The organism is Actinophytocola sp. (assembly GCF_050699915.1).
GTDB lineage: Bacteria > Actinomycetota > Actinomycetes > Mycobacteriales > Pseudonocardiaceae > Actinophytocola.
In genome coordinates, this window is record NZ_JBOHGA010000041.1 from 17,210 (window position 1) to 36,049 (window position 18,840).

An 18,840-nucleotide genomic window follows, 5' to 3' on the forward strand; every position below is an offset into this window, starting at 1 on the left:
GAGGAACTCGGATGCTCGATCTGGACCTGATCCGCCACGACCGCGCCGCGGTGGCCGCCGCCCTGGCCAAGCGGCTCGACAGCGCCGAGGTGGACCGGTCCCTGTCCGCGATCGTCGATCTGGACGCGCGCCGGCGGCGCCTGATCGGCAAGATCGAGGACGAGCGCCGGGCGCGCAAGGAAGCGGCCAAGGCCTACGCCGCGGCGAAGCGGGCCGCGGCCGAGCCGCTGCCCCCGCCCGCGGACACGAAGGCGGCGCTGGCCGCGCTCGAGGCGGAGCTGGAGGGCGTGCGGGCCGAGCTGCACGGCGAGATGAGCGTGCTGCCGAACCTGCCGGCCGATGACGTCGTGCCCGGCGGCAAGGAGGCCAACCGGGTCGTGCGCGAGTGGGGGGAGAAGCCCACGCTGTCGCCGGTGATCGACCACCCCACCGTGGCCAAGGAGTACGGTCTCGTCGACTTCGACCGGGGCACCAAGCTCGGCGGCGCCGGCTTCTGGATGTACACCGGGGTCGGCGCCCAGCTGGAGTGGGCGCTCGTCAACTGGTTCATCGACCAGCATGTCGCGGCGGGCTACACCTTCGTGCTGCCCCCGCACATGCTGCTCGAGTCGGCGGGTTTCGCCGCCGGGCAGTTCCCGAAGTTCGCCGACGACGTCTACCACATCGCGAACCCGGACTCCGACCGCGCGCAGTTCCTGTTGCCCACCGCGGAGACGGCGATCCTGGGCGGGTACCAGAACGAGATCTTCAACGAGAACGAGCTGCCGCACCGGGTGTTCGCGTACACCCCGTGCTACCGCCGCGAGCGCGCCGGTTCGCACTCCGACGAGCGCGGCACCGTGCGCGGCCACCAGTTCAACAAGGTGGAGATCTTCCAGTTCACCACGCCAGACGGCGCGGGCGAGGCGTTCGACGCGATGGTCCGTCAGGCGGAGTCCCTTGTGGAGGGTCTGGGCCTGCACTACCGCACCTCGCTGCTCGCCGCGGGCGACTCGAGCGCCTCGATGCGCCGCACGCTCGACGTCGAGGTGTGGATGCCGCACACCGGCGGCTACAAGGAGGTCTCGTCGGTCTCCTGGGCCGGCGACTACCAGGCCCGCCGCGCGGGCGTCCGGTTCCGCCCGTCGGGCGAGAAGGCCACCAAGTTCCTGCACACGCTCAACGGCTCGGCGCTGGCCACCAGCCGGATACTGCCCGCGATCCTGGAACAGCACCAGCAGGCGGACGGCTCGGTGCTGGTCCCCGAGGTGCTGCGGGACAAGGTGGGCACGGACCGGCTGACCAAACCCGGCAAACGCTAGAGGCGAGTAACGCCGGCTAACGCCGGTGCCGCCAGTAGCCGCAGAACATGATGTTCTGCTTCGGTACCCCGGCGCGGACCCAGTGCCTGCTGACCGTGCTGGGTAGGGACTGCTCGCCGACCACCCAGCCGTAGAAGGGTTCCGCGGGCACACCGAGCTCGGTCGCCGCCTCGGTCGCGGCTTGGCCGGGTACCTGCTCGTGATCCTTGCGAATCAGCCATTCGACCTCCACGCCGGCCGGCGCGGTCAGCTCCTGACGGTCGTCCTCGGACGGGATCTCGAGCAGCGCGTGACCCGTGGCGGTGTCTGGCAGTGCGGCCAGCACGCCCGCCGCGGCGGGCAGGCCGCTCTCGTCGGCTACCAGGAGCACCCGGGTCAGCGCCGGATCCGGGTTGTACCCGATGCCCTCGTCCAGTAGGCCGACCGGGTCGCCGGGGTTGCACGACTGCGCCCACGCCATGCCGGGACCTGCCGACTCCGCCGAGTCGTGGATCACGAGGTCCACGTCCAGCTCCGGCCCGTCGGCGCCATCCGTGCGATATGCGCGCACCGAGTAGTTGCGGAGCACCGGCCGGACGGCCTTCGAGATCGTCAGGTACCGGACGTAGGACAGCATGTCGAGCTTGCGCGGCAGCCGGGACAGCGAACCCTCGGCGACCGGGATGAACAGCCGGAACCACTGGTCGAAGCCCATGTACCGGAACCGGTCGACGTCGCCGCCACCGAGCGTGACCCGGACGAAGTGCGGGCTGAGCCGCTCGCGCCGCACCACGTGCAGGGTCAGCAGCTCGGCCTGCTCGGGCTTCACCCGGGTAACGCGGAGGTTGTCGCGTGCCATGAGATCGAAGTTTGGCATGCCTAACCTAACTGCGACAACCTACTCAAGGGCCTTTGGGAAGGAGGCGCGCACGGCGTACCCGCCCTCGGCGGTCGGCCCGGTGGTGACGCTGCCACCGGCCAGGCTCACCCGCTCGCGCATGCCGACGAGGCCGAACCCGGACGTCGGCAGCTCGCCCTGCCGCTGCCCGTTCGGCCGGTCGTTGGTCACGGCGACCGCGAGGTCGGTGCCGTCGTCCGTGATCGCGACCCGCGCCGGCGCCCCGGAAGCGTGCTTGCCGGCGTTGGTGAGCGCCTCCTGCACGAGCCGGTACACCGCCCGCGCCACCTGCTCGTTCGTCTCCGGCAAGGGGTCGGGCAGCCGCACGTCCACGGTCGCGCCGACGCGGCGGAAGTCGTCGACGAGCTGTGTCAGGCCGTCGAGAGTGGGGGCCGGTCCCGTGCCCGACTCGTCCCGGCGCAGCACGCGCAGAACGTCGCGCAGCTCGGCGAGCGCGGCGGTGCTGCTGTCCCGGATCACCTCGGCGATCCGCACGACCCGGTCGTCGTCGTGGGAGATCGCCTCGAGGGCGCCGGCCTGCACGGCGACGACGCTGACCCGGTGAGCGACGACGTCGTGCATCTCGCCCGCGATGCGCCGTCGCTCGGCGGCCACCTCACGCTCGGCGAGCAGGTGGCGCTCGCGCTCGGCCTGCTCGGCGCGTTCCCGCAGCGCGGCCAGCAGCCGTTGGCGCTGCCACATCCACAGCCCGGCGAGCACCGGGACGATCGTGAACGTGCCGACGCCGAGCAGGACGTACTGCCAGTCCACGCCGCCCAGCGCCGCACCTCCGGCGGCCAGGAAGGCGGCTACGAGGGCGAGCCACGTCCGGACGCCCGGCCCGCGTCGAGAGGCGATCGTGTACAGCGCGACGACCATGGCGTAGAGCGGCACGTCCAACAGCACGCCGCCGACCGCTACGGCCGTGGTGACCTCCGGCCAGCGGCGGCGCACGAGCAGCGCCACGCAAACCACGCCCAGCGTGAGCGGCGCCCACCGGACCAGATGCGCCACCTCGAGGTTCAACAAGGTCACGCCGGCGGCGACCGCCACGTCGAGTGCGACAACCCCGACCTCCCGACGCCGGCGGCGCAGCGACGCCACGAGGTTCGGGATCGGCACGGACCCACCCTATCGAGGGACGGGCTCGTCGTCGGCGGGGTTCGAGCAGGAGACGATCGTCAGGGAAATCAGGGTGACGCCTAGGTCGCGGACCTTCGTGAGCAGTCCGTGCAGCTCCGCCTGGTCCGCGACGGGGCCGCTCAGGCTGGTCGTGCCGTCGCTCTCGCGGGTCAGCTTCAGGTCGCCGAACCGGGCGGACCAGTGGTCGTCCAGGTGCCCGTCGATCCGGAGGCGGTAACACGCCGGTTGGTTCATCTCGACACCACCTTGGTGGCCGGCCGGCGGATGACGTACTCGGCGACCGCGAGGTTGACGACCCAGCCCGCGCCCAACATCAGGTCGGTGGTGAGCACGCCGGTGCCGAAGACCGCTTCCCCGAATCCCTGGGTGACCACCTGCGTGCCCGCACCGAGGGCCAGGGCGTACGCGCGGGCGAGGCCGAGGGCTGGCGCGGGAGCTCGCCCCCGGCTGAGCACGGCGGATGGTTAGGGGGAGGATAAGGGTGTCGAGGCGACCACGGTGTTGCGACGATTCTCCGGTGAGGTCCGCGCGAGTATGACCGACGATTCCTTGTGGCTCCGCCGTTTCCGGCCAGCCTCGGACACCGCCCCGCGACTGGTCTGCCTGCCCCACGCGGGAGGTGCGGCGAGCTACTTCCGTCCGGTCGCGGTCATGCTCTCGCCCGCGGTGGACGTGCTGGCGGTGCAGTACCCCGGCCGGCAGGACCGGCGTGGCGAACGCTGCGTCGACGTCCTCGACGAGCTCGCCGACCAGGTGTACGCCGCCGTGCGGCAGCGTGCCGACCGGCCGCTCACGCTGTTCGGCCACAGCATGGGCGCGACGGTGGCCTTCGAGGTCGCCCGGCGGCTCGAGAGTGACGGCATCGCGCCCGCCGGACTGTTCGTCTCGGGCCGGCGGGCCCCGCACCGGTCGCGTATCGAGACCGTGCACCAGCGCACCGACGACGAGTTGGTGTCGGTGATCGCCCAGCTCGCCGGCACCGACAACCGGCTGCTCGCCGACGAGGAGATCCGGCGGATGCTGTTGCCGCCACTGCGTGCCGACTACCGGGCGATCGAGACCTACACCTACCAACCGGGGCCGGAACTGCGCTGTCCCGTCGTCGCCCTCGTCGGCGACGACGACGAGGTGGCGAGCGTCGACGAGGTGCGCGCCTGGCGCGACCACACGACCGGGTCGTTCGAGCTTCGGGTGTTCGCCGGCGGGCATTTCTACCTCAACGAGCATGCCGCCGCGGTGGTCGACGAGCTGGCCCGCCACCTTCAGGTGGAGGTGCCGGACGGCGTCAGCTGACCGGCCGTCCGGCGTGCTCCTCGGCGACCATCTCCGCGAGCAGGAGCGCGCCTCGCAGCGACGACAGGCTCCCGAGCGTGGCCCGCCGGACCGGTGGCACGTCGACTCCCGGCCGCACCAGCCGCTCCACCGACCCGTTGACCAGTGGCACCAGATCCGGGATGCCCACCACGGCCGCCGCGAGCGCGTCCGCCGTCTCGCCCAACGCCGCCACCGCCCAGTCCGCACGGGCGCGCATACCCTCGACCAGGTCGGCGAAGGTTACGTCCCGGGCCCGCAGCGCGGCGGCCCGGCGGAGCGTGGCCGGGCCGGACGCGGACGCCTGCAGACAACCTCGCCTGCCGCAGTCACACCGCGGCCCGGCGCGGTCCACCACCAGGTGGCCGACCTCGCACGAGCCGTGCGACGAGCCCGGCCAGGGGCGGTCGTCGAGCACCACGCCGCCGCCGACGCCGGTGCCGACACCCGGGTAGAGCACGTCCGGGCAGCCCGCGGCTCGCGCCTCCGCGACCGCGCCGAGGTCCCCGTCGTCGGCATGGCCGACCGGGACCGTGGGGAACAGCTGGCCGGCACGGTGGGCGAGATCCGGCACATCGCCTGTCCTGGGTGCGGTCCAGCGGCGTCCCCACGGGCGTCGGCTGGTCGTGCTGCGCGAACCGGCCGACCTGATCGCCCTGTCCGCCGGTGACCGAGTCGCGGGCCGACACGCCGGCCGAGGCGAACGGGGTGCTCACCGCCGCGATCCTGCCGGCCGGCTTCGTAGGTCAGACTCCGATGCGGTGCCAGGGTCCCCAGATGGCGAAGGTCATGCCGCGGGAGGCCTGGATGTTGATGAAGAGGGTGTGGCCGTCCGGGGTGAAGGTCGAGCCGGCGAACTCGTCGTCGAACCTCGGGGTGCCGGTGCTGCTGACGAGGCGGTTGAGGGCGATGTCGAACAGCTGGCCGGAGCGCGAGAGACCCCGGACGTAGTTGTTGTTGACGTTGTCCTCGCAGACGACGAGGGTGCCTCGGGGACTGGTGGTCACGTTGTCGGGGAAGTCCAGCACGTCCGAGCCGGGGGACTGGAAGACCAGCCGCAGCGTGGACGAGCGGATGTCGTAGGCCCAGACCTGGCCGCTGCCGTTGCCGTAGCCGTCGGGGATCGGACCCAGCTCGGTCTCGGCCGGGCCGCCGCCCTGCGTGGAGGTGAAGTAGACCTTCCCGTCGTCGTAGGCCGAGCCCTCCAGGCGGGAGAAGAACGCCGCTCCCTGGTCCCAGCCCTGCCGGCCGACATGGGTCAGCGCCGTGTTGTTGGTGGTGGGTGCCGGTTGGCCCGGTGTGTAGGGGAAGGTCGGCGCGGGATCGTCGATGTCCACCCACTCCACCCGATAGGTGGCCTTGGCGGGCTGAGCGGCGGCGAGGTTGAGGTTCGGCTTTCCCTTTACCTTCAACATCTGCAGCCGACCGCCGTTGCCGAGACGGCCGGTGTGCTTCGGGTCGCGCCGCGGCTTGTAGCGGTAGAAACCCGACGGGAAGCCGAAGTTGTCCTCGGTGAGGTACAGCGCGCCGCCGCGTGGGTCGTACGCCACCGACTCGTGGGCGAACCGGCCTGCCGACGTCAGCGGCTCCCGTTCGGACTCGCCGTCGACCGGAACCTCGAAGACGAAGCCGTGCCGCTGCGTGAGCGCCGTGTTCGGCGCGCCGGTGAAGTCGGGCCCGACGTCGGGACCGTTGATCGTCTCCTCGCAGCTGACCCAGCTGCCCCAGGGCATCCGCCCACCGGAGCAGTTCATCTGGGTGCCGTTGAGGCTGGTGTAGGACCGGACGACCTCGCCGAAGCGGGTCACCTCGATGGTCGTGGTCCCGCCCTGGGCCATCGGGTCGTAGGCCTTGCTCGCGTCGCCGAACGCCGGGCCGGCGTTGTTCAGCTCGTGGTTGCGGACGAGCAGGTAGTTGCCCGGCTTGCAACGCCGGCCCTGGGCCGCGAACACGCCCATGCCGTCGTGCCGCCCCGGCAGGTTGGTGCCGTCGTCGAGCTCCACCGGGAACTCGGTGTCATGGAAGGACCGGTACTTGAAGCCCGCCGGCAACCACAACCGGACGACGTCGTCCCGCAGGTCGGGGACCGGGCGCAGCTCGCGGAAGCCGCCCGACGGCGCGGTCGGCTCGGCCGCCGCGCGGTTCACGAACCCGAGGAACGGGCCGCCGAGCACTGTGCCACCCGCTACCGCCGCGGCACGTCGAAGGACAGAACGCCGGTCGATGTCAGCCATCGCACGATCCTCTGGCTCCGTTGACCTGACCGCAACGCCGCGTTCATTACAACTTCATCTCGCCGACACCCACTGTTCAGGATGGACGATGTGGGCTCACTGGTCGCGCTTCTCCCACCGCGCCTCCTCGGTGCCGTCGGCGGACGGACGGCCGACGAGGAGGCCGCGGTGGAAGCGCCACTCAGGACTTGTCGGCTACGGCGACCAGGTACTCCCAGTCGCTGACCATGGTGTCGTCCGCCGACCGGTTCGAGGTGGTGGCCAGGGCGATCATGTCGTCGCGGAAGGCGCGTCTGCCGGCGTCGTCCAGCCGGCCTGCCGCGGCATGCGTCGGGCCGTAGTGGGTCAGGAAGAAGTCGGCGAAGTACTCCGCGGACGGGAAACGCTGGGTGACCGTCGTGGTGCCCAGCGACACCGCCTTGCGGCCGAGCAGCTCCCGCACGGTGTCCGCGTCGCCCCATCTGGTGGGCGGCAGGGAGCCGGCGGGGGGCGGCGCGTGACCCGCGACGGTCTTCAGCAGCTGCCCGATGAACCCGGCCGGCGTCCAGCTCGCGATCGCGATGCGGCCGCCCGGCCGGCACACCCGCACCAGCTCGTCGGCCGCGCGCTGGTGGTCCGCGGTGAACATGACGCCGATGGCCGAGAACACGTAGTCGAAGGTGTCGTCCTCGAACGGCAGGTTCTCCGCGTCCGCCACCTGGAAGTCGACGGCCAGAGCCTCGGCCGCCGCCCGTCGCTGCGCGGACTCGACCAGCGCGGGCACGTAGTCGATGCCGGTGACGTGACAGAACCGGCGGGCCGCGGCGATCGCGACGTGTCCGGTCCCCGTCGCCACGTCCAGCACTCGCGCGCCCGCGTGCAGGTCCGCGGCCTCGACCAGGGTCTCGGCCAGCGGCACGGTGATCCAGGCGATCTTGCCGTAGTCACCGCTGCTCCACACCTTCTGCTGCTTCGTCTTGATCTCGTCGAACGATACTGCGCTACTCATCGTGCTACTTCCTTTGTTTCGTGCCGTTCCGGCAATGGGTAGGGAGAGATGATCGGTAGGTATGAGTCGGGAGCTCCGTAGTCGCGGATGGACTCGACGTCGCGGCGTCCGCTGATCGCGCGGAAGAGCTCGTAGCGGTCGGCGGTGACCGTGGCGCCGGGCGTGCCGTGGCCCACGACCCACTCCCGGCCGTCGGCTCGCAGCCGTAACGCGGGCAGGCCCTGCTCGACGATTCGCGCGTGCAGCCACTGGCGGTACATCGCGAACCCGAACCGCGCCACGGGCGATGACGTGTCCGGCGGCAGACCGAGTGCCTCGCGCAGGTCGTCGAGGTGCACCGACAGGTCCGCGGCCGGCGAGGAGACCATCCAGGCCGGCACCTCGGATCCGGTGCCGCGCCGGAGCATGCCGACCCACGTGCGGCCGTGCTCGTCGAACTCACGCAGCAACGCGGGAAGGTCGAGCACGGCGCGCGCGCCGACCTGGTCCGCCGTCCAGTGGTCCCGCGCCGCGGCCAGGTCGGGATCGCGCCAGGCGTCCAGCGCGCCCGCGAAGTAGGTGCCGCGCCCGGAGTCCTCGGCGACGCCGGTCAGATGCGCGACCAGGTCCCGGACCGTCCACTCGGGACACGCGGGCACGGCCGTCTCGAGAGCGGCGGGGGAGAGGTCCTCGACCAGCGCCCGCACCCGCCGCTGCCCGTCCTCGTACGCCCCCGCGGCACTCCAGCGGGCGACCCGGTCGGGCGTGAACACCTCCGACGGCCGGCGCAGCTTGGTGAACGTGTCCAGGAAGCCTTGCCCCGCGACGGGATCCGCTTCGAGTCCGGCGTAATGGACGGCCGCGCCGCTCGTGTCGAACCGGGCCAGCCGGTAGGACCAGTCGTAGTGCTCTTCGGCACGGGAGTCGCGCCACTGCTGGTACCCGCTCAGGTCCTCGTCGCCGGTCAGCGCCGCCGCGAGGTAGTGGGCCTGCTGCATGGCATCGCCGATGCCCTGTGCGGTGACCGGGTGCTTGAAGTGGCCGGCGTCGCCGAGCAGCGCCCACCCGGCGCCCGCTGCCTGGCGGAAGTGGCCCCGCATCATCGTCTCGGGCACCACGACCAGCGGTGAGATCCGTGAGGCACCGTCGAGCAACCGCGGGTTGAGCACCGCGGGGAACTGGTGCAGCCCGTCGCGGTAGCGCTGCTCGCGGACCTCGGTGGAACCACGCGTGATCTCCGGCGGTCCGGCGAGCGAGAGCAGGTGGATGCCGTCCTCGCAGGGCACCGACATCAGCGCGGCTCGCTCGTGCATGTCGATGTGGCACCACTCGGCTGCGGGCAGCCCCCGCCAGTACGCCATGAGGAAGGCCATCTCGCCACGCCGCTCATGCTCGGCCGGCAGGTGCAGACGCCGGGCGATCGTCGACATGCGACCGTCCGCGCCGAACACCCACCGCGACTCGACGCGTTCCCCGTTGTCCAGGACGACTCCGCGCACCGGGTCGGCGCCGATCAGCTCCTGGACCTGGCGGCCGAACAGGGTGTGCGCCCCGGCATCCCGAGCGGTGTCGACGAGCGCGGCGTCGAGGACGATCCGCCGGACGCAGGCGCCGCGTTCGAACCGGCCGAACGGGGTGAAGTCGCCGGCGACCTGGCGCCCGTGCACCCGCCAGCCGAAGTGGACGAACGGGATCCGGTGCTCCGCCTGAAGTCGTCGCAGGGCACCGAGCTCGTCCAGGCGCTGCAGGGTGTCCGGGAACATCATGTGGGTGGACACGGTGTCGCTGGGGAAACGGTCGCGGTCCACGAGGAGCACGCGCCAGCCCGCCCGGGCCAGCAGGGTCGCCAGGGTCGCTCCCGCCACGCGGGCTCCGACGACGATCGCGTCGTATCGCTCGCTCATCGCGCACCAACCTTCGCGCTGGTTCGAGGTGCCGCCGTGACCCCGACAGACAGCAGCAGGAGGATGGCTAGGACCGAGCCGAGCCCGGACCATCCGGCAAGTATGAGCCCTAGACCGCCCAGAGCGCTGCCGCCGAAGTACCCGAACTGCACGGCGGCCGCACGCACGCTCATGGCCTGCAACGGCCCGGCGCCCAGGTCGAGCCCGAGGGAGCTGCCGGCCATCATCCGCATGCCGGCGATGAATGCGGTCAGGGCGAACAGCGCGACCGACATGCCGAACGAAGGCCGGAACGAGCCGAGCAGCAGCGCCGCGGCGGCCAGTGCGGGGGCGGTGACGAGCACCATCCGGTGTGCGGCGAGAGCCACCCAGCGTCGTGCGAGGAGGGTGCCCACCACGTAGGCGGACGCCGCTATGCCGAGCGCCGTCCCGGCCGTCGTGACCGACACGGCATGGGAGTCGGTGATGAGGCTTCCGGTGTAGACGAGTACGCCTGCCCAGCCGGCGAACGCCAGCAGCTCCCCAGCTGCCCAGCGGGCGACCCCGGGTCGCCGCAGCGGTGAACCCACCGCGGCCGGTTCGGGCTCGCCGCGTTCGTGTCCGCGGACCCCGGTCAGCGCCAGGAGGCTGGCCACGAGCGGGAGCAGCCAGATCAGCCGCCAGCTCTGGGCGCCGAGCACGCCGACGATCGGCATGCCGACGACCCACGCGACCGGCTGGCCGATCAGCGCCCAGGACAGCACCGCGGCGCGCTGGCCGTCCGGTGCCCACCGCGCGGGCGCGGCCAGTCCGGCGGCGAGAACCAGCGCCATGCCCGCGCCGAGGATGATCTGCGCGGTGGCGAGCACCTCGAAGCTCGGTGCGACGGCACTGGCCACCGACGCGATCGCGATCGACGTGAGCCCGCCGGACAGCAGGTCACGCAGGTGCCAGCCGCGCCGGCCGGCGAGCAGGCCGAGCGCCACGACCGCGGCGACGGCACCGGAGACCGACCGGAGCTGCCCGGCCGCCGCCGTCGAGACGTCGAAGTCCCGGGCGACGTCGGACAGCACCGGGGTCAGGACCAACAGGCCCGACTGGCCGGCGAACAGGCAGCCGAACAGGGTGACGGCGGGAGATTTCATCGTGAGTCCTCTGTTGCTGTGGTGATGGACCCACGATCGGTGGTCTGCGTTGAAGTTCTGTGTAAGTGCCGTTAAAGCAGGTCGCGCCAGCGCTGCGCCGCGCCGATCTCGTCGAGAACCCGCGCCGCGACCCGCAGCCTCGGCGCGGGGTCGGCCGCCAGCCGTGACCAGTCGCGCAGGGCCAGCGCCCGCCGCCAGGGCAGCCGGAACTCGGTGAAGATTCGCACCGCGTTCTCGTACGCGGCATCGGACTCACCTCGCCGCCCACGGGCCGCGGCCAGCGCCCCACGGGCCAGCTCGACCGCCCCCAGCTGGCCGCGCCAGTCCTGGCCGGCGGAGAGGATCTCCGCGCAGCGGGACACGTGCTCGGCGGCAGTGCCGACCTCGCCCTCCGTGGCGTGGATGCGCGCCAGCTCGGCCCGGACGAGCAACTCGGCCGGCACCTGCGGACCGTCGATGCCGAGTGCCAGCGCGTGCTCCAGCGCCGCGAGCGCACCGTCCCGATCCCCGAGCAGCAGGCGGGCACCGGCCAGCCAGCGCGCGTTGAGCACCGCGTCGTGCCGGTCCCCGGCGGACTCGTCGGCCGCCAGCGCCGCGGCCCAGGCCTGCTCCGCTTGTTCCCACTCGCCGTCGAGGAACAGCAGGTACCGCCTGCTCACGGCGTCGGCGGGCAGTGGTTCCGCCGCGCGCCGGGCGGTGGGCAGCTCACCCATGACGGCCGCGGCGAGCACGAACTGGTCGACGACGGTGGCGTGCGGATGCCCGAACGTGTCGAACCGGGCCTGGGTCAGGCCGCGGCGACACCACATCCTGGCCGCGCCGGGATCGAGGAGGTACTCGGTCGCGCACAGTGCGGCGGCGTTCACCGACGGCCAGCCCAGGTACGCGTCGCCGAGCTCGTGAGTGGCGGCCCACATCCGTTCCAGCACGGCCGACGCCTCGGCCAGCTCGCCGCGGTTGAACTCGAACCAGGCGCGTCCCCAGGACGCGAGCACGACGAGGTCCTTCCGGCCGAGCTCTCCGGCCAGCGCGACGGCATCCGCCGAGGCCGTGCCGAGCAGGTCGGTCCGCAGCCCGTACATGGCCGCCTGGGACAGGCCGCGGAGTACCTGGAAGTCGGGCCCGCGGTCGTCGCGCAGCGTGCGCGCGGCGGTGAAGTGCTCGATCGCGCGTGGAATGTCCATCACCGAGTGGTGTGTGGACAGTGCGCCGCCGATGCGGCCGTGCACCGAAGCGGCCGAAGCGTCGTCGCCGGAGTGCTCGAGCGCCGACTCGAGCAGCCGGACCGCTTCGGAGAAGCCGATGCTCGACTTGATCCGGAGCATCGCCGCACGCACCTCCGCGTCCGCCAGCCGTTCCGGAAGCGCGTTCGTGTGCGAGAGCAGCCCGACCGCGGCCTCGGCGTGTGCGACGGCCTCGTCCCACGCGTAGAGCCGCCGTGCCTCCTCGGCCGCCCGAAGGCTGACGTCGGCGGCCTGCACCGGATCGGCCGCGGACCCGGCCGCCCGCAGGTGCACCGCCGCGGTGACCACGTCGCTCGTCCGGCCCGACTCCAGCAACGCCGTGGCCGCCCGCAGGTGCAGGCGCTGGCGCCTCGGGACGGGCAGGCCGGCGTACACCGCGTCGCGCATCAGGTCGTGCGGGAAGGCGTAGCTGACCGACCACGAACTGCCCGACACCACGAGGAACCCCGCGCCGACCGCGCCCTCGACCGCGTCGATCACGCGGTCCTCCGACTCGTCGGCCAGCCGCAGCAGCAGTGCGAACTCCACCTCGCGGCCGATCACCGCCGCCCGGCCCACGACGTCCTGGGTCCGCTCCGGCAGGCCACGCAGCCGGTGTCGCAGGATGTCCCGCACGCCGGCGGGCACCGGCCAGGTGCGGCTGCCGAGCTCGCCGCGAGCGTCGAGGTCGCGAACGACTTCCGTTGCGTAGAGCGGGTTTCCGCCGGTGTTGTGCCACAGCTGCCGCGCGAACTCCGCCGGCGGGTCGGTGTCGGTCAGCTCGGTGACCAGTGCCCGGAGGTCCACTTCGGACAGCGGTCGCAGGTCGAGCCGCTCCGCGACGCCACGCCCCTCGATCTCGGCGAGCAGCTCCAGCAGCGGGGCGTGCGTGCTGCCGGGCGGGTCGCGCAGGCACACCGCCACGAGCACGTGCTCGGGCAGGTGCCTGACCAGGTGGCCCACCAGCAGCGCGCTGGCCCGGTCGATGCGTTCGGCCTCCTCCACCACGACGGCCACCGGTGCCATGGCGGCGAGCTGGGCCAGCACCCAGCCGATCGCGCCGAACACGGCCTGCCGGTCCTCGGCCGGCGACTCCGCGGGCAGGTCGAGCAGGCCGGCGAGCCGGTCGCGGACCGCCGCGGGCGCGCCGGCCAGCACTCTCGCGGCGTCCGCACTGGACCGCAACGCGTCGGCGATCGGCTGGAACGGCACGGCGCTGGCGTGGTCGCAACGCCCGACCAGGAACACCGCCGGATCCTGGGCCGCGCGGTGGGCGAACTCGGCGACGAGCCGGGTCTTGCCGACCCCGGCCTCGCCGGAGATCACCACGACCCGCCGGTCGCCGTCGCGAACCGCACGCCACTGGTCGAGCAGCCGGTCGAGCTCCGCGGCCCGCCCCACGATCCGCACCCGGCGCGCGACGGAGAACAACGCGTCGGGTGGGGCGGTCACGAGAGTGTCCAGCGCTCGCACCGCACGGTCCGCGCGGGGTGCCAGTGCGGGATCGTGGCGCAGGATGGCCGTCTCCAGCTCCGCCAGCGCCGGCCCCGGGTCCAGCCCGAGCTCGTCGGCGAGCCGCTGCCTCGCTGCGGCGTACACCGCGAGCGCGTCCACGTGCCGGCCCGACCGGTACAGCGCGAGCATGAGCTGGCCGCAGAACCGTTCCCGGTAGGGATGCTCCGCGACCAGTACCTCCAGTTCGGAGCTCACCTCCTGGTGCCTGCCCAGCGCGAGATCGGCCTCGATCCGTCCCTCCAGCGTGACGAGGCGCAGCTCGTCGAGCCGGGACGTCTCGGCCGCGGCGAACTCGGGATACCCGAGGTCCGCCAGCACCGGCCCGCGCCAGTGCGCCAGCGCCTCACGCAGCAGCGTCGCCGCGCGGTGCGGCTCTCCGAGCCCCAGCGCCTCCTGTCCCAGCCCCGTCGTCCGCTCGAACCGGTACGCGTCGAGCTGTTCGGGGTCCAGCCGCAGGCGGTAGCCGGGCCGCTCGGTGACCAGCGTGTCGGCGGCCCCGGCCGGCATCAGGCGCCTGCGCAGGTGTGACACGTGGGTGCGCAGCGTGACCTCGGCGGCGGCCGGCGGCTGGGTGCCCCACAGGGCCTCGACCAACCGTCCGGTCGGGACGACCTTGTCGACGTGCAGCAGCAGCATGGCGATGAGCTCACGCTGCTTCGGGCCGCCGAGGTCGAGCCGGAGTCCGTCCGCGGCGGCCTCCAGCGGCCCCAGGATGCCGAGCCGCAGTCCGGGTGTCACCAGCGAACGGTACGCCGCAGGAGGTAACGGTTCGATAAATGTCGCGGGTTTGCGACAACCTCGGAAAACACGTGAGGAATACACCGACGGCGCGCAACCCGATGTCGAAGACGGCGCGTAGTAGCGATGTGAACCTGCTGACCGCGCATCGTGACATCGCTGTCTCAAGAGGACGAACGGCCGCACTGGTCGGTTTGGTCATCGTCGACCTCGCCGTTTTCGCGTGGTTCCTGGTGCTGTTCAGAAATGGCCTCGGTGCCAACGTCTATCGCGTCGACCTCGACGTCTACCGGCTCGGCACCGGTGTGTGGTGGCAGGGCGGCGAGCTGTACGGGCGGCTGCCGGAGCTGCACGTCGGCGGACACCTGCCGTTCCTCTACCCGCCGATCGCCGCGGTGGCACTGGGGCCGTTCGCGGTCGTGCCCTTCTGGCTCGCCAGCACCGCGATGGTGGTCCTGACGATCGCCGCGCTCGCCCTCGTGCTCGTGATGGTGCTCCGCTCGCTGGACGTTCGGCCGTCCGCGGTCGTGGTGTGCGCGCTGCTGCCCGCCGCACTGCTCCTGGAGCCGGTGCGCTCGAACCTCTACTTCGGTCAGATCAACATGCTGCTGATGGCGCTGGTCGCGGTGGACTGTCTCGCCCGCACGCCGCGGTGGCCGCGCGGCGTGCTGCTCGGCCTCGCCGCGGCCGTCAAGCTGTCCCCGGCCGTGTTCGTCCTGTTCTTCCTGCTCCGCGGCGACCGCCGGGCCGCGCTCACCGCCGGCGCGTCGTTCCTCTGTGCGACGGGTCTGGGGTTCCTGCTCGCCCCAGGCAACTCCGTGCGGTTCTGGACCGACGTCGTGTTCGAGATCGACCAGCGCGTCGGCATCACGTCCAACTCGAACCAGTCGATCGGCGCCTTGCTGGCCCGGCTCGAGATCGACGCCGGCGTCCTGCGGTTGCTGCTCGCCGGGGCGGTGCTCGCCATCGTGGCCATCGGCATGCGGCAGGCGTTCGCTCAGTCCCGGCCCGCCTGGGCGCTCGGGCTCAACGCTCTCGGCGCGCTGCTGGTCTCGCCCCTCTCGTGGTCGCACCACTGGGTGTGGGTCGCGCCGATCCTGCTCACCGCCGGCGTCTACGCGTGGCGCGCGCGATCCAGTGCCGCGATCGCGGCCGTGGCCTCCGGGACGCTGCTGGTCTACCTGGCTCCGCACCGGTGGTGGCACAAGGCCGACCCGTGGACCGTGGGGCGCCTACTGTCCGGCAACCTGTACCTGGTCGCCGCGGTGGCCGTGCTCGTCTTCGCCGCCGTCCACGCGCATCGTCAGGCCACGAGCATCAGCGAAGTCAGGACCGACGTTCCGGTGCGGACGTAGCGGTCAGCCCAGCCGGATCCGGAAGATCGCGACCCGCGCGTTGTGGCCGTCCACCCGCATGTCGATCGACTTGGTGCCGCGCAGCTGCAGCCGGACGGCGCCGTTGCCGGGCAGCCAGTTGATCCGGTCGACGCCCTCACGGAAGACCTGCTTCTCCGCCTGCCGACCCGTGGCCGTGGTGTAGCCGTGGTGGTTGGTGTCGGCGGTCCAGATGACCAGGCGGCCCTTCCGGTGGTGGTGGAGCACGCGGTTGCGGTGCACGTCGTGGTGGTGGTCGTACTCGTCGCGCAGGTCGGGGCGCATCGCGCCGTTGTACGCGCCGAACAGGTAGTGGGTGTTGAGCAGGACGAACTCCAGAGCCGGGTTCGACTCGTGCCGCACCACGACCTCGTTGAGCCAGCGCGGCGGCGTCACCGGCTTGATGCCGCCGTGCGCGAAGACGGGCTTCGAGTCCACGATCTGCCAGGGCTTCGGCACCGAGATCGGCACGCGGAAGGACCGCTCGTTCCGCAGGAACGCTGTCCGGTAGGCGTCCCCGAAGTGCTTCTCGATCATGCCCGGCTCGCCCTTGTCGCCCTCGCGGATCTCCTGCCAGCCCACGAACGGACGCTCGCCGGCGACCCCGTGGCGGACGTCACGGATCGCGGCCTCCCGCGCGTCGAGGTGCTTGCGCCCGACGTTGGCGGTGATGATCGGCAGCCGGACCCAGCCCGCGGCCGCCGGTCCCGCCGCGGACGCGGACTGCACACCGGCCACGGCGGCCGCGGCGCCGACCGCGACACCGCCACCCAGGAGGAGGGCCTGACGCCTGCTGAGCTGTCCGGACACTGTGTCTCCCATCCCCGACGTTGCAGTGAGACGGATTCTGTCAGAGTGTCACAGTAGCCGGTGCGCTTTTCGCGAAACCCGAACCGCCCCGCGGGCGTCCCAACCCGGCGAGGACGAGTTCAGCGGTAGGGAGAGTCGCCGGGTGAGTGAGTTGCTGCGGTCGCGATGGCTGGTGGTTCTCGGGTTCGTCGCCGGGTTGGTGGCGGTGTTCCTGTCCGGCGGGGCAGTCCGGCCGGACTTCCCGGACCTCGGGGTGTTGGCCGGCGTCGGGGGACTCGGGGTGGTGGCCGCGCTGTCCTGGTCCTCTCGCCCGGCTGCCCGGGTTTCCGGTCTGGTCGTCGCGCTCGCGGTGCTGGGGTGGTCGGTGGTGCTGGTCCAGGGCGACCAGGCCAGCGGTACTCCGGGCAGCTCGACGGCCGTGCTCGCCGTGGCCGCGGTGATCGTGGTGGCCGCGGCCGTTGTCGGCCTGTCGCGAGCGACGCGGTCGCGGTGGGTCGTCGGCGGGCTCGGCGTGCTCCTGGTCGCCGGGACGGTGGCCGCCGGTGTGGTGGCGCCGGGACTGCCGGTGCGGTCGACCACCGCGCAGCGGGTCGAGGCGAAGCCACTCGTGGACCGGCCGGTCGGACGGGAGTGGGCCTGGCGGCCGGGGGAGGAGCTGGTCGACGTGGTCGCCGCCGGCGCCGGTGTCGTCGTGGCCACGCAGGGCGGGACACTCACCGCGCTGGACGGTGCTTCGGGCACGGAGCGGTGGAGCTACGCCCGTCCCGGCGGGCACGTCCGGGCGCTGGTCGCCACACCCGACCGTTCGCTGGTCATGGCCGCGTTCGATCCCGGTGGCGGTCGTGACACCGGCAGCGAGCTGCTGGTCACCCTCGATGCCATGACCGGCGAGCCGCTCCACGACGCTCTCCACGACGACTGGATCTCCGACCTCGACGCGCTCGCGCCGACCGATGGTGTGCTGCCGGTCTTCCACCGCGCCGCCGAGCCCGAGCCGAACGGGATCGCCGACCACACGGTCGAAGCCCTCGACCTGCGCACCGGCGAACCGCGCTGGACGTGGTCCGCGCCGCGCGGCTGCATCTCGCCGTTCGCGCTGCCCGCGAGTGGTGCGGATGTCGTGCTGGCTCCGCTGCACTGCGGCGACCGCCTCGGAGTGGTCGCGCTGGACGAGACCGACGGGAAACCGCGCTGGGAACGCACCGCCCGAAAGTCCACTTCGGACGAGATCGCGGTCGACTACTACCTCGACGCCGCACCGGACGGCTCGGTCCTCACCGTCCGCGTCCCCGCCGCCGGCATGGACATGCGGCTCGACGCCGCCGAAGGGACCGACCTGGCCACGGAAAACGCCGTCGACCCACAGCCGTGTGCCGACCGGCTCGCCGACACCACTGTCGCGGGCACCTTCGTGGCACTGTGCGGCACGGTGACCGAAACTCGCCTGACCTGGCAGCGCGGACGAGTCCCGCCGGAGACCACCACCGTCGACTGGGGCAACGAGCCCGCACCGACTAGCTTGGTCGACAGCCGCCAGCTCCTCCTTCTGGCGGCCCCCGGCGCGATCGTCGTCGCCCGAACCGACGCCGTCCTCGGCTTCGCCGGCACCTGATCGGGACCAGCCGTTCGTTCAGGTGATCCGGCGGCGCACGAGCCATGCCGTGGCGAGGAACAGTGCCGTGGCGAGGCCGAGGAACAGGGCTGCTTCGATCGCCTGGAAGGTCCAGAAGCCGCTGGCGGGGTGGTACTCGGTGTAGTGCCGCCTGCCGTGGGCGGCAAGGTATTTCTCGACGACGCCGTCAGGCGCGCTGCCGCTTTCCTGGTAGATCGTGTTCAGCAGGTCGGTCTTCTCGCTGTCGGTGAGGCGATGGCCGCTGCTGTCGACCCAGGCGTCGTCGGTCACGGTCCAGTCCGTGAGTGGCAGCTGGTCGGCGCCGGCGTTCGGGTCTGTGGTCCGGATCAGTGGTGTCCGGTAGTGCGCTCGGAGGGACTCCTCGGTCGTGATGCGCACGGCCAGATAGGTGACCAAGGTCGCGACCATGGCCGGGATCGTGCGTCGGAGCAGGGCGCCCGCGAGCACGCCGAGCGCGAAGGCGAACAGCGTCACGGCCATCAGGCTCGGTGCGGCGACCACGAACGCCGCCGTGCGCATGCGTCCGCCGACCTCGTCTAGTGTCGCGCGTCATTAATTCATTGACACTTGGGACGATGGGGTATGCCATCACCTGCACTGGAACTGAGCGATGCGGATCGCGTTGCGTTGGCGTCGTGGACGAGGTCGCGCACGCAATCGGCTGGCCGTGCTGAACGGGCTCGGATC

The 18,840-nt window shown here is 72.1% G+C and carries 16 protein-coding genes; 4 read left to right on the forward strand and 12 right to left on the reverse strand.

Going from position 1 to position 18,840, the window contains the following annotated elements; translation table 11 throughout:
* The first annotated feature begins 11 nt into the window (after positions 1–11).
* Entirely contained in the window at positions 12–1,301 is a 1,290-nt protein-coding gene (gene serS, locus ACRDSK_RS10655) for a serine--tRNA ligase (protein ID WP_431439950.1), read from the forward strand.
* A gap of 16 nt (positions 1,302–1,317) precedes the next feature.
* Here the strand turns inward: serS and ACRDSK_RS10660 are convergent, their stop codons facing one another.
* Genes ACRDSK_RS10660 through ACRDSK_RS10675 form a run of 4 tightly spaced genes read right to left on the reverse strand, consistent with a single transcriptional unit; the run spans position 1,318 to position 3,776 of the window.
* The gene (locus ACRDSK_RS10660; RefSeq protein ID WP_431439952.1) at positions 1,318–2,139 is read right to left on the reverse strand and encodes a siderophore-interacting protein; all 822 of its coding nucleotides are present in this window, start codon (positions 2,137–2,139) and stop codon (positions 1,318–1,320) included.
* Positions 2,140–2,178: 39 nt separating this feature from the next.
* Positions 2,179–3,300 carry a sensor histidine kinase gene (locus tag ACRDSK_RS10665; RefSeq protein WP_431439954.1) on the reverse strand — a complete coding sequence of 374 codons (1,122 nt, stop codon included), beginning with the start codon at positions 3,298–3,300 and terminating at the stop codon, positions 2,179–2,181.
* Between the two features lie 9 nt (positions 3,301–3,309).
* A complete protein-coding gene (locus tag ACRDSK_RS10670; protein ID WP_431439956.1) occupies positions 3,310–3,555 on the reverse strand; it encodes a hypothetical protein in 246 nt (81 codons plus the stop codon).
* On the reverse strand, positions 3,552–3,776 hold the full coding sequence (locus tag ACRDSK_RS10675; protein ID WP_431439957.1) for a hypothetical protein: 225 nt from the start codon (positions 3,774–3,776) through the stop codon (positions 3,552–3,554). The genes ACRDSK_RS10670 and ACRDSK_RS10675 overlap by 4 nt, the downstream gene beginning before the upstream one ends.
* A 79-nt stretch (positions 3,777–3,855) precedes the next feature.
* On the opposite strand from ACRDSK_RS10675, the gene ACRDSK_RS10680 reads away from it, so the two are divergent.
* Positions 3,856–4,614: a thioesterase II family protein gene (locus tag ACRDSK_RS10680; protein WP_431439959.1), complete on the forward strand. Its 759-nt coding sequence runs from the start codon at positions 3,856–3,858 to the stop codon at positions 4,612–4,614.
* Here the strand turns inward: ACRDSK_RS10680 and ACRDSK_RS10685 are convergent.
* The 6 genes from ACRDSK_RS10685 to ACRDSK_RS10710 form a co-directional block, all read right to left on the reverse strand.
* The gene (locus ACRDSK_RS10685; RefSeq protein WP_431439962.1) at positions 4,607–5,206 is read right to left on the reverse strand and encodes an ROK family protein; all 600 of its coding nucleotides are present in this window, start codon (positions 5,204–5,206) and stop codon (positions 4,607–4,609) included. The genes ACRDSK_RS10680 and ACRDSK_RS10685 overlap by 8 nt on opposite strands.
* Before the next feature lie 172 nt (positions 5,207–5,378).
* Complete coding sequence (locus ACRDSK_RS10690; protein ID WP_431439964.1) at positions 5,379–6,866, reverse strand: PhoX family protein; 1,488 nt, start codon at positions 6,864–6,866, stop codon at positions 5,379–5,381.
* Between the two features lie 181 nt (positions 6,867–7,047).
* Positions 7,048–7,854 (reverse strand): class I SAM-dependent methyltransferase, encoded by an 807-nt coding sequence (locus ACRDSK_RS10695; RefSeq protein WP_431439966.1) that lies wholly within the window; start codon positions 7,852–7,854, stop codon positions 7,048–7,050.
* Positions 7,851–9,737 (reverse strand): FAD-dependent monooxygenase, encoded by a 1,887-nt coding sequence (locus ACRDSK_RS10700; RefSeq protein ID WP_431439969.1) that lies wholly within the window; start codon positions 9,735–9,737, stop codon positions 7,851–7,853. Before ACRDSK_RS10700 ends, ACRDSK_RS10695 begins: the two co-directional genes overlap by 4 nt.
* The gene (locus ACRDSK_RS10705) at positions 9,734–10,861 is read right to left on the reverse strand and encodes an MFS transporter (RefSeq protein WP_431439972.1); all 1,128 of its coding nucleotides are present in this window, start codon (positions 10,859–10,861) and stop codon (positions 9,734–9,736) included. The genes ACRDSK_RS10700 and ACRDSK_RS10705 overlap by 4 nt, the downstream gene beginning before the upstream one ends.
* Before the next feature lie 71 nt (positions 10,862–10,932).
* Positions 10,933–14,337 carry a BTAD domain-containing putative transcriptional regulator gene (locus ACRDSK_RS10710; RefSeq protein WP_431439975.1) on the reverse strand — a complete coding sequence of 1,135 codons (3,405 nt, stop codon included), beginning with the start codon at positions 14,335–14,337 and terminating at the stop codon, positions 10,933–10,935.
* Between the two features lie 194 nt (positions 14,338–14,531).
* Between ACRDSK_RS10710 and ACRDSK_RS10715 the strand changes: the two genes are divergently transcribed.
* Positions 14,532–15,692, forward strand: a complete 1,161-nt coding sequence (locus ACRDSK_RS10715) for a glycosyltransferase 87 family protein (protein ID WP_431439977.1) — start codon at positions 14,532–14,534, stop codon at positions 15,690–15,692.
* 3 nt (positions 15,693–15,695) lie between these two features.
* Here the strand turns inward: ACRDSK_RS10715 and ACRDSK_RS10720 are convergent, their stop codons facing one another.
* The gene (locus tag ACRDSK_RS10720; protein WP_431439979.1) at positions 15,696–16,520 is read right to left on the reverse strand and encodes a hypothetical protein; all 825 of its coding nucleotides are present in this window, start codon (positions 16,518–16,520) and stop codon (positions 15,696–15,698) included.
* Positions 16,521–16,662: 142 nt separating this feature from the next.
* On the opposite strand from ACRDSK_RS10720, the gene ACRDSK_RS10725 reads away from it, so the two are divergent.
* Complete coding sequence (locus ACRDSK_RS10725) at positions 16,663–18,132, forward strand: PQQ-binding-like beta-propeller repeat protein (protein WP_431439982.1); 1,470 nt, start codon at positions 16,663–16,665, stop codon at positions 18,130–18,132.
* Positions 18,133–18,150: 18 nt separating this feature from the next.
* Here ACRDSK_RS10725 and ACRDSK_RS10730 read toward each other — a convergent pair whose 3' ends face one another.
* The gene (locus tag ACRDSK_RS10730) at positions 18,151–18,672 is read right to left on the reverse strand and encodes a hypothetical protein (RefSeq protein WP_431439984.1); all 522 of its coding nucleotides are present in this window, start codon (positions 18,670–18,672) and stop codon (positions 18,151–18,153) included.
* Positions 18,673–18,840: the final 168 nt, after the last annotated feature.